Genomic DNA, 14,847 nt, shown 5'->3' with positions numbered 1-14,847 from the left:
CTTCATCTCCTGCCCAGGAGATGAAGTTTTTTATTTTATATGAGATATGTTTACCTACTTTGTTTAAGCCTTTTTAGTGTTCTTTCTGTATTTTCACAGACCAAAGTTAGTGGTGTGGTGAATGATGAAAGCGGCAGCCCCGTTCCGTTTGCGAACGTTATTTTTACAAACTCTTCTGTAGGTACTATCACCAATGATGATGGTAGTTTTTATTTAGAATCTGAAAATAACTACACTTCTCTTCAAATTTCATTTGTAGGTTTTAAATCTACCTCTTTAGACCTTCAGAAATCTGTCACCTATGATATAAAAATCATCTTAGAAGAGGAAGCTAGTGCATTAGATGAAGTCGTTATTTATCAAGGTAAAACTTCAAAAAAAAATAACCCAGCGATAGATATCTTAAAAAAAATCTGGGAAAATAAAAGAGACAATGGTATTTACATGTTTGATCAATACCAGTATAAAAAATACGAAAAGCAAGAGTTTGATTTAAATACGATAGACAGCTCTTTAATTAATAGTCGTATTTTTAAAGGTATGGAGTTTATTTTTGAAGAAACCGATACCAATAATATTACCGGAAAAACCTACCTGCCCATTTTTATAAATGAAGCAGTTTCTAGAGTTTATGGTAATAATGAAACCAATCAAAAGAAAGAAACCCTTATAGGAAATAAAAATTCTGGTTTTAGTGATAACCAAACCTTAATTGCCTTCATTAAAGACTTATATAAAGAGTATAATGTATATGATAATTACCTGAAATTCTTTGATAAAAGTTTTGTAAGCCCTCTGTCTACTACAGGCGTTGGTGTTTATAATTATGTATTGGCCGATAGTAGTTATATAGATAATAAATGGTGTTATAAAATTGTTTATTACCCAAGACATAAAAACGAACTTACATTTAAAGGTGATTTTTGGGTAAATGATACCACTTGGGCAATAAAGAGAATAAAATTAGCAGCTACCAAAAGCGCTAATATTAATTGGATTAGAGATATCTATATCGAACAAGATTTTGAAGTATTAAATGATTCAATTTTTCTCATTACCCGAGATCATTTTATGTCAGATTTTTCATTTCAAAAAAAAGAAGATGCTAGGGGTGTGTATGGTAAGCGTACTACACTTTATGATGAGTATAGTTTTAATATAGATAAGGGAGAAGCGTTTTATAATAATAATCGAGAGCAATATATAGATCAGGTTTATCACCGTGATAGTACCTTTTGGGAACAGAATAGGTTAGAAGCACTAAATAAAGATGAGCGTAAAGTGTACGATATGTTAGATACACTTAAAACAGTTAGAGCATTCCAGCGCTTATATAATATAGGATCTATTTTAGCATCAGGCTATGTAGAATTTGATAATTTTGACTTCGGGCCTATATTTTCAACTTTCGGTTATAATGATGTTGAAGGCATTAGAGTACGTGCTGGAGGGAGAACTTATTTTGGAAGAAATGACCCTTGGCGAATTGAGGGGTATACGGCTTATGGTTTTAAAGACAACAAGTTTAAGTATGGTTTGGCAGGTAAGTTGTTGGTAGATGAACGCTCAAGATTAATTTTAAGTGGAGGTAATCGTAGAGATATAGAGCAATTAGGAGCCAGTTTAACCAACACTAACGATGTCTTAGGTCGTAGTTTAGCTTCTTCTTCTTTAATTACAGTAGGCTCTAATACGAGTCTTACCGATATAAATTTAAGCACTTTAGCTTTAGAAATAGAGCCCTTGAAAAATTTAGAAGTTCGTGTAGGCGGTTCTTTTAGAACCTTACAATCTGCTTCAGATCAATTTAGTTTAGATTACTACACCAATGAAGCGCGAACAGAAACAGCTTCAGAAATTAAGCAAACTGAAATTTCTACCATGATTACCTACTCGCCAGGAAGGAAAACTACGGGTTATGGGGTAGAACGTATCCTAATTAACGAAGGAGATTTTCCACGCTTGTTTTTAAATTATGGGGTAGGAGTTAAAGATGTATTCAATAGTGATTTTGAATACGAAAGACTTCAGTTTTATTATAGGCATCCTTGGCAATTGGGAGGTGTGGGTAAACTCACCACGACTATCGAAGCAGGAAAAACCTTTGGAGATGTGCCTTTAGGTCTTCTCAATGTTGTCCCTGGTAATCAAACGCTTTTTTCTATTTATGGTTCTTATCCATTATTAGATTTTTATGAATTTGTGACAGACACCTATACCAGTATACATATAGAGCATAATTTTAACGGAAGATTTTTTGGTAGAATACCATTGTTAAGAGATTTAAATTTACGAGAAATTGTTGCGGTAAGAGCTGTAAGCGGAACCATATCTGACAGTAATCAAGCACTTAATGCCTCTTATTCTAATCCTGTTTTAATGGCGCCTAGTGATAAACCTTATTGGTCCTATAGTGTAGGAGTAGGTAATATTTTTAGAGTATTTAGACTAGACTTTCACTTTAGAGGAAATTATTTTGAAAATCCAGGGGCTAGAAAATTTGGTGTGACGGGATCTTTTGGTTTTTATTTCTAAAAACGTAGTTAATAAGCGCGACATTTGTTAAATTTGCAGTCTTGTTTAAATTTAACTAATAAGATTAACAGATAATATTTTTTACAATGACGTTTGATGTTTTAATAGAGATACCGAAAGGAAGCCGAAATAAATATGAATATGATTTTGAGCTAAAAAAAATTAGATACGATAGAATGATTTTTTCATCTATGATGTATCCTGCAGATTATGGTTTTGTGCCAGAAACTTTAGCGTTAGATGGTGATCCGTTAGATGTTTTAGTTTTAGTAACCGAACCTACATTTCCTGGTTGTGTGATAGAAGTAAAGCCTATTGGTGTTTTTCATATGGCAGATGAAAAAGGTCCTGATGAAAAAATTATCTGTGTACCAGTAAGTGACCCTATTGCTAATAAAGTAGATGACCTTAGTGGTTTAAACCCTCACCTAATTAAAGAGATAGAACATTTCTTCCGTGTTTATAAAGATTTAGAAGAAAAGAAAGTAGATGTAGGAGATTGGGGAGACGCGAAAGAAGCTAAAGATATTGTAGAACAATGTATTGCTAGATTTAAAGATAGTGATGTGCCAATGCAAGAAGTAAGCATTAAGTAATTTTAGCTAATTATAAAATAATAAAAAGCGGTTCGTAAAGAATCGCTTTTTTTATACCCTGTTTCAAATTAAAAATACTCTTAAAGAAACTCTAAGTTTATAGAAATCGTTGATAAAATCTTTACCTTTCAAATCCAAAAATAAATGAATGATTAGAAGGATAAAAAAACTACTTGGGCGATATAAAAATTATGAACAAATTTTAATAATGCCTTATCGTAGTTATGCCACCCCACATCATTTATATGTTTACGGTCGTTTATTAGATAACGAACCCCTTAAGATTGAACAAGAACAAAACTTTTTTAAAACTGTAAAAAATACTTATAAGCAGTTTGATAGTTTTGAAATTCCGGAAGAGAAAATTTTATTACAACTTCCCAATAAACAAGAGTTTGTTACTCAAACCAATAAAGAAGGCTATTTTTTATTTGATAAAAAATTAAATGAAGATCTAGCAGAATACGCCGACAAAGATGGCTGGTTAGACGTTAAATTATTTTATAAAGGACAGCTTTTTGCGAAAACTAAGTTAATAGCTAACCCATTTAAAGGAGAGCTGTTAGTACCCGATAAGAAAGCTGAATTTGGAGTGATTAGTGATATAGACGACACTATTTTGCATACGGGAGTAACTTCTTTTTTAAAATGGCGTTTATTAAAAAACTCGTTGTTTACTAATGCTTATAAAAGAATACCGCTAAAAGGTGCTCCAGAGCTTTATCAAAAATTGGCAGTAGGCTTGCAAGAAAGTTCGAAAAACCCAATGTTTTATATCAGTAACAGTCCGTGGAATTTGTATGAATATTTAAAGCTGTTCTTAGATCACAATCACTTTCCTAAGGGGCCTATTTTGTTAAGAAATATACACGGACCTTTTGACACTACTCTAAAACCAGAAAAACCACACAAGCAACGACAAATTATAAATATTTTAAACAATTATCCGCATTTAAATTTTATTTTAATTGGAGACAGTGGCGAACACGATGCTTCTATTTATACAGATATAGCGGCACAGTTTGCAGATAGAATTTTATGTATTTACCTAAGAAGTGTAAATCATAAGAAGCAAATGCAGCGTGTAAAAGGTATTATTGATAATTTTGAAACCACCCCGGTGCTTATGGTGCATAATTCGGAAGAAGCAACACAACACGCACGTGAAAATGGTTATATTATTTAATCATCTATACTTGTTCCTGTTGCAGCTCTTCTCCCTAACGGATTTTTTCTAGGCATTGTTCTGAAAATATGATCCCATAAGGTTGAAGAAACACCAAAAGCCCTATCAGATTCGCGATAATGATGAATACTATGATGATGCCATAGTACTTTTAAAAAGTTATTGGGCACCTTAAAAGCGTGTACAGAATAGTGAACCGCTAAATAACCAGCATAGCCAATTAAGAATCCTGCTAGAAAACCAAAAACAAAATCTCCTAAAACCACTCTGTAAACTATAAAAAGTACAGTAGCTATAATTAAACTAAGCACGGGCGGCATGGCTAATCTAGATTTGTCTTTTGGGTAATCGTGGTGTACGCCGTGCATGGTGTAAGAAATCTTTTGCTTGCGCTCCGATGTTGCTGGAATATGGTATAAATAACGGTGCATCATATATTCTACAAAAGTGAAGAATAGCAGCCCTGCAAAAAACAACAAAATAATTTCTGGAGTTTTAAATCCTTTTTCAATAATACCATAATAAATTAATGCAGCAGAAATTGCCGAAAAAATAATTAGTGGTAAGGAGATATGCGTATGGGTTAACTTTTCTAAAATAGGATTTTTAAAAAGTTGAGGTGAGCCTTTATGTTTAGGTCTTTTTAGTTTAGTAGATTCCATATTTATTTTCATTTAAAACAATCCGTGTAGTTCACCGTCAATCTTATTGATAATTTCCCCTAAATCTTCAGGATTATCTACAAAATTAATATCATCTACATCTATAATTAATAAATTTCCTTTTTTGTAATCGTGCGCCCAAGCTTCATAGCGTTCGTTTAATCTACTTAGGTAATCTATAGAGATGGAGTTTTCATACTCTCTACCTCTTTTTTGAATTTGCGCCACCAAATTAGGAATGCTGCTTCTCAAATAAATAAGCAGATCTGGAGGTTTGGTAACACTTTCCATTAAATCGAACAATGACTTATAATTTTCAAAATCTCTGTTTGTCAATAAGCCCATTGCATGAAGATTGGGAGCAAAAATAAATGCATCTTCATAAATGGTGCGGTCTTGAATAATACTCTTTCCACTTTCTCTAATTTCTAGAATTTGACGAAACCTACTGTTTAGAAAATAAATCTGAAGGTTGAACGACCAACGTTCCATTTGGTTATAAAAATCTTCTAAATAAGGGTTTTCTAAAACATCCTCATATTGAGGTTCCCACTGATAATGTTTAGCTAATAATTGGGTTAAGGTAGTTTTTCCTGCACCAATATTTCCAGCAATGGCAACATGCATATGCTTATTCGTTTGATAGGTTAAGTTGATATTGATAAATCAAATTATCGACGTAAATATAAAGGTTTTCGTTATTTAAATAAAAATCTTTAACGGCATTTTGAGAAACTGATAAGGTTTCAAATGAAGAATGATTCTTTCTTAAGATCAACCATTTCTCATCAGTTTTACCAACAATAAGATGGTTGTGTTCTGAAAATTTAAAGTTTTTAGGAACTTTGTAACTCCCCATAAAACTTCCGTAGCTATTGTAATATTCTAGCTTTTCTTGCTGCAATAACCAGCAGAAATTATAATTACTTTTTTGAGATAATAGTTCGTTACTAATAGGTTGGGTATGTAAAATAGCTTTTGAAGTATGATAATTAAAGAGTTCTAGTTGTTGTTCATCTATATTATAAATCCATAAACTTTTATCTTTGCCTGTAGTGGCAAAAGCAATATTTCTGAAATTAGAAATTGTCGTAAAGTTAATTCGATTAATTTCATTTAAGCGATTGTCTACAAAAACTACGGTATTGGTATTTTTGTAAAACAGTGTTATTTTTAAAGGGTTTAATAAATCTACCGAGGTGAGTTCTCCCAGTTGTAAATCTGCAAATTGATAGTGTTTAGCTCCCTCTAACTTATACAGTGTGTTATTCTTTATTCCGTAGAAATTGTTAAACTTATCTACCCCTACAAATTGTTCTAAATTAAACGGCGTTTTTTCTACTAGGCTAGTGGTGATTTCTTGAGATTTCACTTGAAGCGTGATCAAGATGAAAATAATAAACGTATAGATTTTCATAAATTAAAGTTAGCCAAAATTATTCCATAAACAATCAATTTTGTCGGTAAACATATGAAAACAAAGTCCGATACAAATCAATCTTACAATTTTATGCTTTATTAAAATGGCTCCTAAACAATAAATCGTAATAGCATAATACGTGTGCAATAAATGAAAATTAATACTACATCGTTGGGGTTGAAAAATAGGATCTGCCAATACGTGATCTACATCTACAAGCATAGTCGCTACTAAAATAAGCCAATACATTTTCCAGTTAGTTTTATCATAAAGGTAAGCAATACCTCCAATAGCAATAAAATGAAGAAAGTAGTGCGTAAAATTTTGCAGCATTTAAGACTCGATTTTTTCTTCAGAAATTTCTTCTGAAGCATCATTGGGCAAAAGTAGATTTTTTAATTTTCTCTCTAAAGCAATATAACGCCAAACCCCAATAATAATGAAGATCACACATACACAAAGCGAAATATAACCCAAGCTGTGCACTTCTGGATATTCTTCAATTTTAAGCAAGGCAATACCACCAACTAATAAATATAATGAAGCTCTTATGTAAGCCAAGAGTGTACGCTCGTTGGCAAGTTTAGTGCGTTCTAAAGCTAAGTGTTCCCTTAACTTTTTTTCGTTAATAACCTTTGGTTTAAATGGATTATGTAGTCTTACTTTTTTCATATTAAAACGGGAAAAATAATGGAATTATAAATGAGGCAGCTACCCAAATAATAAAATTTAGCGGAGTACCAATTTTTAAGTAATCTTTAAATTTATAATTACCCGGTGCATAAACCATCGTATTGGTAGGGTAGCTTACCGGTGTCATAAAAGTTAACGAACACGCAAACATCACCGCAATTAAAAAGGGTTTGGCTTCCACTTGCATGGCGGACGCTAAGCTAATGACAATTGGGGTCATTAGTGCCGCTGCCGCTTTACTCGAGAGCACATTGGTCGATAAAAAGGTAGCTAAAAAAATTAAACTTAAGGTGATTCTTGGATCGAAACTGCCCATAAAATCGTAGATAAAGTCTGAAATTAAATCTGAACCTCCCGTTTTTTCTAAAGCTTTGCCCATAGACAGTACGCCTGCCATCATAAAAATCACTTTCCATTCAATAGCTTCGTAGGCTTCCTTTGGTTTTAAAATGGTTGTGGTGACAATTAATAAAGCACCCACTAATGCACTTATTAAAATAGAGGTGATGTTTAAAGCTGCTGCTAAAATAACACCGACTAAAATAACTAAGGTAGGAATTGCTTTTTTAAGGTTTAATTTTTTCGCCTTGTACTTAGATAAAGTTACGACTAGTTTTTTAGATACGAGCTTCGTTAAACTCGCATCTGAAGTATATAGCAATAACATATCGCCTTCTCTTAGCGTAAGATTAGAAACATCTTCTGTAATCATTTCTTTACGATGCCTAATGGCTAAAACGGAAGCATAATAACTATTTCTGAAATTGAGTTGTTGTAAAGATTTACCAGCAAGCGATGAACCATAGGGTATCATCACTTCATAGATTTTCTTCTCGGCATCATCATCTTCAAGAAGTTGTTCGTCACCAAAAAGTGCATAGTTTTTACTTTCTTTAAGTTTAGCTAAGTGTTGTGGGTGAATAATAATTTTTAGTACATCACCTTTTCTTAAGATTGTTTCTTCATTAATTTCATACACCCGATGATGACTTCTTTTCAGCATTAAAACCTGAGCGTTGTAATCCTGAATCAAACTGGTTTTACCTATCTTTTTATCAATATCTTGACTTTCTTCTGTCAGCTCTAATTCAGCTAAATATTTTTCGGTCTGTTTTTTTAAGGAGTTTTTATGGCTTTTTCGCTTCGGAAGTAATAATGGAGAAGCGATTAATAAATACGTCATCCCAATCGTAAATAAACACAAAGCAGGTAGCGAAAACTCGAACATACCCAAAGGTTCGAGTCCGCTTTTTTGCGCATAACTACTCACCAAAATATTGGTTGAAGTACCTATTAAAGTGCAAGTACCTCCAAATAATGCTGAAAATGAAATAGGAATTAGTAAACGTGAAGGCAAAATATTGGTTTCTCTACATACCAATAGCGCCATCGGGATGAGTAAAGCAACCACAGCAGTATCATTAATAAATGCAGAAAATACTGCTGCCGATAAGCAAAAAATAAGCAGCGCAAAAAAGTAATTTATTTTGGCGACTCGTATAATTTTACTCGATAAACCGTCAATAAGCCCCGATTTAAAAATCGCGGCGCTAATCACAAACATACAGCCTAAGGTGATTGTTGCAGGATGATTAAAGCCTGAAAAGCCTTCTTCTGGATTTAAAACTCCAGACACAATAAATAGCGACATAATTAAAATAGAGGTCGTATCGATAGTGAAATAATCTTTTATAAAAAGAAATATTCCTACCGCAATTATTGCAAAAGTAAGGTAGAGCATCATTAGGTTAAGATATAAAAACCATTAATAACCTTTTTGTAAATCTACTTCGTCTTTCAAAGTTTCATTGTTTTTCATTCGATTATAATTTTCTATCATTTTAGGCACAATAGTTTTCGGATTGGTAATGCTTGCTGTATGTGGGGTAATGGTTATTTTATCGTGATTCCAAAATGAATGTTCTTTAGGTAATGGCTCGGTTTTAAATACATCTAAAGCAGCTCCAGAAAGTTGCCCCGATGCTAAAGCAGCTAAAAAATCTTCTTCCTGTAAATGCGCCCCGCGCCCCACGTTAATAAGATAAGCTCCTTTCGGTAATTGCTGAAACAATTTTTTATTTAAAATATTTTCAGTTGCTGGCGTATGTGGAAGCATACAAACCAAAACTTCAACTTTAGCTAAAAACTCATCTAGTTGAGGTTCTTCGTAAGTGGTGATTCCTTCTACTTCTTTTTTAGAACGAGACCAACCCAAAACTTCAAAATCGTTTTTGTGCAATACTTTACCTATCGCTTGTCCAATATTTCCGAAGCCTAAAATACCAACAGTGGTGTCTTTTGGTCTTTTATAAGCTTGTCTATTCCACGTTTTTTCTTCTTGATGCTGAAAATATAAGGGCATATTTCGTAAATAATTCAAAATAGAATTCAACACAAAATAGCTTAAATCGTAATTGAGATAATCGTCTTTAACTCGGGTAACTTTTACATTCTTTGGAATTTCTTTTGAAGTAATATGTTTTACTCCAGCAGCCATAGAAGCAATTACTTTTAAATTCGGAAACTTTTCAAAAGCATCTGCCGGCGGATTCCAAGTAGCAACAAACTCTGTTTTTTCGCGATCGGTATCCTCGGGATATACTTCAATGGTTAATGATTCATTTTCTTTTTTAAACGTTTCTACCCATTTAGAAACATCGTTTCTTTCTGGGCAGATCAATACAATTTTATTCATGAAAAATTTTATACAAATGCGCTATATCCTGTAATAGCGCGTCCTACAATTAGTGAATTTATTTCTTTAGTTCCTTCATAGCTGTAAATAGCTTCAGCATCGGCAACAAATCTTGCCACATCGTGCTCTAACAAAATACCGTTGCCTCCTAATACTTCACGTGCTCTACTTACAATATCTCGCGTTCGCATACTGCAATATACTTTTGCGAGAGAGGCGTGTTCATCGGTTAAAATACCAGCGTCTTGCATTTCTGAAAGTCTAAAAACCATGGTTTGCATGGCGGTTAAATTAGAAAGCATTTCTACCAAATGATTTTGTACCAATTGGTACGAAGCAATCGGTTTTCCAAATTGCTCTCTTTTTTTAGTGTATTTTAAAGCGCTTTCGTAAGCTCCGCGTGCGCAACCAACGGCTTGCCAAGCTACACCAGCGCGAGTCATCTTCAGCACTTTTGCGGTATCTCTAAACGAATTGGCATTTTGTAAGCGGTCGCTTTCAGTAATTTTACAATCGGTTAAAGTAATAATGGCATTTTGAACAATTCTCAACGCCATTTTATCTTCCATTTTTTCTGCTTTAAAGCCTGGATTTTCTTTTCTAACAATAAAGCCTTTTACTTGGTGAGAATCTACATCTTTTGCCCAAATAATTATCACATCGGCAAACGTAGCATTACCAATCCACTTTTTTTGTCCGTTAAGAACCCAATTTTCACCATCAAATTTGCAAGTGGTTTCCATGCCTTGAGAAACGGCAGAACCTACATTAGGTTCGGTAAGACCAAATGCGCCAATTTTTTCTAATTTTTGCATTTTGGGTAACCATTCTTGTTTTTGCTCTTCACTACCGCAGAGGTAAATTGAGCCCATCGCTAAACCACTGTGAACTCCGAAGAAAGTAGAAATAGAAACATCTACACGAGCAATTTCTTGGGCAATAATCCCTTCCATTAAAAACGGAAGGTTGGGGCAACCATAACCTTCGTAAGGAACTCCCGTAATATTTAGTTTGGCAAATTTTTCGATGATTTCAAAAGGAAATTTTGCTTTATTCCAGTAATCGTTAACTAGTGGCTTAACTTCATCTTCCATGAAATTTCTTACCCTCATCTGCAGTGCTCGCTGCTCTTCGGTAAGTTTTAAATCGAGATTATAAAAATCTCCATCTATAGGAGGAAGTTTGTGTTGTCCTTTTTTGCCTTGGTTATTCAGCATCTTCATTAATCCTTTAATCTGCCTGTCGTCGAGACTTCCTAAAGTATTCATCGCTTCCTTCAAATCAATTTTTTCATTGAGTTTAGCAAGCTTGTCTAAGTCTACATCTTTAAGTAAACCAATGGTGTTTTTGATTTTACTGAGCAAAGCCATAATTTAAAGTTTTAGTACTCTAAAGTATAAATTAAAAACACAGCCAATTGTTAAAGGTTTCTGAAGAAATGTAATTTGTTGAATTTAGCTATTTTTTTTGAAATTTAGGGTTTATCTTGTTTTTATTCTTGTTTTCCATAGGTTTTGTAAGTGTTTCTTCAACCATTACTGAAAAAATAAAATAGGGGAGTTGAATACAAACAGCTATAAGTTTATAAAGTAAAGATAGTAGTGCTTTTAGGGTTCGAAGCCAGAAAATTGATAATCAAAAAACTTAAGTTTAATTGAAAAATATGATTCTTATGAAAATTTAATAGAAGAGCGTATTCATGAATTTTTAAGCCAATAATTTGATATTGCTAAGAATAATGTAGCGTTTAAGGTTGAAAAAAAATAGCCAAACAGGCTGTAGACGTATATAATTCGTAGTGTAAATACAGTGTAAAAAGTATCACTCCAGTTTCAGTCCACTATATAGTGCTGTATAGTGGTTTAGATATGCTTGCATACTGGACTCACTATGCTCGCACTAGGGGGATGCCTAGGCTTTGCTAGTGACAGCCTTAGAGTGCTTAGGGAAAATGTTTAAAATAAAGTTGTATGCTTCTATTTTTAGCAATTTTCTATGTTAATAGGTGCTACTAATTTAAAAAACTTTTAGCTGGTTAGTTAGCCTATATAATGTTAATTGTGAGGTAGTGATAACTCTAATTTAATAAAATTATTCTTTTCGCTACTTACTACTGCTTATTGCTAGGTAGTGGAACAAATACTAGAATCGTATTGAACCTCAATAAAAAAAGCCTTCCGGGTTAGGGGAGGCTTTTATTTTTTAAAAAAAACTTAGTGATTAATACCCACCTAAAGCAAACCTCAGTTTAATTCCATAAGAGATTAGTCTTACGTCTTCAGCTAGGTTGGTGTTTAGCACACTGTTTGTTTTTAAGCTTGTAGGGTTTTCAGTATTGTATTCAATTAGCGGTGTGTTTTCTGTATCTTTATCTATGGTATTTAAGCCGTAGTTACAGAAAAGCCCAATGTATAGTCCACCAATATTATCGATTTCACGTTTTACGCCAGCTTCAATCACTGCAGCAAAAGAAGTGTCGAGTTCTAATTCTTGACTTTTTTGAGAAAGGTTAGTATATCTTCCAAAACCCATGAAGCTAGGGTCAAACAACTCTGCATCATATTGCGCGTAATATCCGCTAGTAGTCAAAGTTCTAATCGAGGTAGCGTATTCAGCTTTATTAATTAGACTTACTTGACCTCCTAAACGGGCATAGAATTTAGTCTCTCCATCAGTTTGAAACTGTACGGTCAACGGAATGTTAATCACATTTAGTTTTTGCTCTTCCTCATAATTATCGGCGCTGTAACGATATTCAAAATTTTCACCTTCTATATCTACCGCTTCACTGCTTAACTGCAACGTATTATAAACAAGGCTAGCTTTAAATTGCTCATATTCAGCTCCAATATTTACCGCCCATTGGCGACTAAAATAGAAGCTATAACCTAGGCCAATGCTTCCGTTTTGAGCTTGATCTATATAGGCGTTTTGAGTATCGTAAGATACCGTTGAAAATACTCCTGAGCCTACGATAGAGATTTCGTGTTGTGATTGAGCAAAGCCTAGCTGACTCATAAATAACAGCGTAAGGCTAACCAAGGCAACATTATATTTTGCCTTGGTTAGTTTACTATATTGATTTTTTAAATTCATATTGATGATATTATTCTATAATTAATTTAAAGGTACGTTTGTTTTTTCCTGAAGAACAATCTACAATATACACCCCAGCAGCTAACAGGTTAGGAATACTTAATTGTGTGTAGTTGTTAGTAGATTTCCAATCTCCCACTTGTACTCCTTGCAGCGTAAATAATTGAACGTGTAACGGATTTTTTGCTGAAATTTTATAATCTTCAATTGCTACATTTAAAACTCTTCCAGGTTCATTAGGGTTGGGGTATATGTTAGCAGAGAAACTATTCACCAAAGTAGGGTGCCCCACACAGGTTTGTAGCCACGCTCCATTTTCAGTTTTCATTCGTACATAATAATCAGCGGCTGGATCTAACTTGTCTGTCGCATTAGGTCCGGCAGAATAATACTGGGAATCATCTCCTATAAGAACATCATCTTTAAACCACTCATAATCTACAAAACGATACCCCCCGTTGGTATTAGTGTTGTTATTGACCAGTAACACATTATCAAATTTTTGTGTTATAATATCAGAAAATTGAAACTGCTTTTCGATCATCACTTTGTAAGTTTCTGTATTGTTTTCATCTTGAGAGGTCACCGTTATTTCTTGTTGGTAGATACCGGGAACTGGTGTTTCAATGATAAAGCCATCACTAGGAAAAAGGCTTGCATTAGCTTCAGTTCCAATTTCTATTTCAACTTGACTTACGTTATTTTGACAATCGATCAAATAATAGATTTCATTGGAAGGATTATCATAAATATCTCCTGCCACACGAATCCAGCTTATAGCGGCATCTTGACTGGTAATTGTTAAGGTTTGCGTTACTGGAGCTGCAGGTAAATAATTAGCATTTCCAGGCTGTTGTGCCGTAATTTCGATACTACCAGAAGTTATTAAATCAACAAAACCTGTAGAAGTAACCGTTGCTGGAGGATTTGCTGCAGTAAACGTATAAGTGTAGGCTACTGGAAGTCCGGAACTCGCTGTGGCTTCCAGCTGAAAATCAGCATCATTTTCTAAACTCATTACTGGAAGTGCATCAAAATTGATGATTTGTGTAGCTTGCTCAATGCTTAAGGTGGCTGTCAGTGTAATTGGATCACAATTTACAGCGGAAGCCGCAGGACTTACTACAGCGGTTACCGTATAAGTTCCTACATCAATAGCTCCATTGGAAGTTCCTGTACTAGGTGAAGTAGTATAACTTACACTTGCATCGGCAGGTAAATTATTTACGGATACTGTGTGTACACTTCCATCATAGGTAACGGTAACATCATCTAAAGAAACTCCTGCAATCGGTGAAGCCACTACATTGATGTTTTGTGTTTGCGTTGAAGTATTACCGTTTTCATCTTCATAGGTCCAAGTGATTATGGTAGTTCCTTGTGTGGTGATCGGGAAAGTTGCATCATTGGTTACGGTTACTGTTCCTCCACAGTTATCGGTAGCTGTTGGATCGGTTACATCTGTAGCTAGAACTTCACATTCCGCATTAATATCGGCTAGAGTAGCTTGATCGGCAACCGGAGCGGTGATATCATCAATGATTACGTTTTGTGTTTGCGTTGAAGTATTTCCGTTTTCATCTTCATAGGTCCAGGTAATGACGGTAGTCCCCTGTGTTGAAATAGGGAAACTCGCATCGTTAGTTACGGTTACTGTTCCACCACAATTATCGGTAGCTGTTGGCTCGGTTACATCTGTAGCTAGAACTTCACATTCCATGGTTACATCAGCTAAAGTAGCTTGATCGGCAATCGGCGCGGATACATCATCAATGATTACGTTTTGTGTTTGCGTTGAAGTATTTCCGTTTTCATCTTCATAGGTCCAAGTGATTATGGTAGTCCCCTGTGTTGAAATAGGGAAACTCGCATCGTTAGTTACGGTTACTGTTCCACCACAATTATCGGTAGCTGTTGGCTCGGTTACATCTGTAGCTAGAACTTCACATTCCATGGTTACATCA

The 14,847-nt window shown here is 34.3% G+C and carries 13 protein-coding genes; 3 read left to right on the top strand and 10 right to left on the bottom strand.

Going from position 1 to position 14,847, the window contains the following annotated elements; genetic code table 11:
• Window positions 1–39: 39 nt before the first annotated feature.
• The 3 genes from KW502_RS10000 (at window position 40) to KW502_RS09990 (ending at window position 4,317) form a co-directional block, all read left to right on the top strand.
• Window positions 40–2,535, top strand: coding sequence for a DUF5686 and carboxypeptidase-like regulatory domain-containing protein (locus KW502_RS10000; protein ID WP_219040421.1), 2,496 nt, complete (start codon window positions 40–42; stop codon window positions 2,533–2,535).
• A gap of 86 nt (window positions 2,536–2,621) precedes the next feature.
• Entirely contained in the window at window positions 2,622–3,131 is a 510-nt protein-coding gene (locus KW502_RS09995) for an inorganic diphosphatase (protein WP_219040420.1), read from the top strand.
• A 148-nt stretch (window positions 3,132–3,279) separates the two neighbouring features.
• Complete coding sequence (locus tag KW502_RS09990; protein WP_219040419.1) at window positions 3,280–4,317, top strand: App1 family protein phosphatidate phosphatase; 1,038 nt, start codon at window positions 3,280–3,282, stop codon at window positions 4,315–4,317.
• Here KW502_RS09990 and KW502_RS09985 read toward each other — a convergent pair.
• From KW502_RS09985 to KW502_RS09940, 10 genes are all read right to left on the bottom strand, one after another.
• Complete coding sequence (locus KW502_RS09985) at window positions 4,314–4,979, bottom strand: sterol desaturase family protein (RefSeq protein WP_219040418.1); 666 nt, start codon at window positions 4,977–4,979, stop codon at window positions 4,314–4,316. The genes KW502_RS09990 and KW502_RS09985 overlap by 4 nt on opposite strands.
• 12 nt (window positions 4,980–4,991) lie before the next feature.
• Window positions 4,992–5,606: a deoxynucleoside kinase gene (locus tag KW502_RS09980; protein ID WP_219040417.1), complete on the bottom strand. Its 615-nt coding sequence runs from the start codon at window positions 5,604–5,606 to the stop codon at window positions 4,992–4,994.
• A 4-nt stretch (window positions 5,607–5,610) separates the two neighbouring features.
• Window positions 5,611–6,396, bottom strand: coding sequence for a hypothetical protein (locus tag KW502_RS09975; RefSeq protein ID WP_219040416.1), 786 nt, complete (start codon window positions 6,394–6,396; stop codon window positions 5,611–5,613).
• A 9-nt stretch (window positions 6,397–6,405) separates the two neighbouring features.
• Window positions 6,406–6,732: a DUF6122 family protein gene (locus KW502_RS09970; RefSeq protein WP_219040415.1), complete on the bottom strand. Its 327-nt coding sequence runs from the start codon at window positions 6,730–6,732 to the stop codon at window positions 6,406–6,408.
• The gene (locus KW502_RS09965; protein WP_219040414.1) at window positions 6,733–7,071 is read right to left on the bottom strand and encodes a DUF202 domain-containing protein; all 339 of its coding nucleotides are present in this window, start codon (window positions 7,069–7,071) and stop codon (window positions 6,733–6,735) included.
• Window position 7,072: 1 nt separating this feature from the next.
• Window positions 7,073–8,836 carry an SLC13 family permease gene (locus KW502_RS09960; RefSeq protein ID WP_219040413.1) on the bottom strand — a complete coding sequence of 588 codons (1,764 nt, stop codon included), beginning with the start codon at window positions 8,834–8,836 and terminating at the stop codon, window positions 7,073–7,075.
• A 21-nt stretch (window positions 8,837–8,857) separates the two neighbouring features.
• Window positions 8,858–9,787 (bottom strand): 2-hydroxyacid dehydrogenase, encoded by a 930-nt coding sequence (locus KW502_RS09955; protein ID WP_219040412.1) that lies wholly within the window; start codon window positions 9,785–9,787, stop codon window positions 8,858–8,860.
• 8 nt (window positions 9,788–9,795) lie between these two features.
• Window positions 9,796–11,157, bottom strand: coding sequence for an acyl-CoA dehydrogenase family protein (locus KW502_RS09950; RefSeq protein WP_219040411.1), 1,362 nt, complete (start codon window positions 11,155–11,157; stop codon window positions 9,796–9,798).
• An 850-nt stretch (window positions 11,158–12,007) separates the two neighbouring features.
• Window positions 12,008–12,883: an outer membrane beta-barrel protein gene (locus KW502_RS09945; protein ID WP_219040410.1), complete on the bottom strand. Its 876-nt coding sequence runs from the start codon at window positions 12,881–12,883 to the stop codon at window positions 12,008–12,010.
• A gap of 10 nt (window positions 12,884–12,893) precedes the next feature.
• Window positions 12,894–14,847: HYR-like domain-containing protein (locus tag KW502_RS09940; RefSeq protein ID WP_219040409.1), on the bottom strand; the 1,954-nt coding region annotated here is incomplete at its 5' end.

The organism is Mesonia aestuariivivens (genome assembly GCF_019311235.1).
GTDB lineage: Bacteria > Bacteroidota > Bacteroidia > Flavobacteriales > Flavobacteriaceae > Mesonia > Mesonia aestuariivivens.
This window is presented reverse-complemented; position numbering and strand designations above follow the sequence as displayed.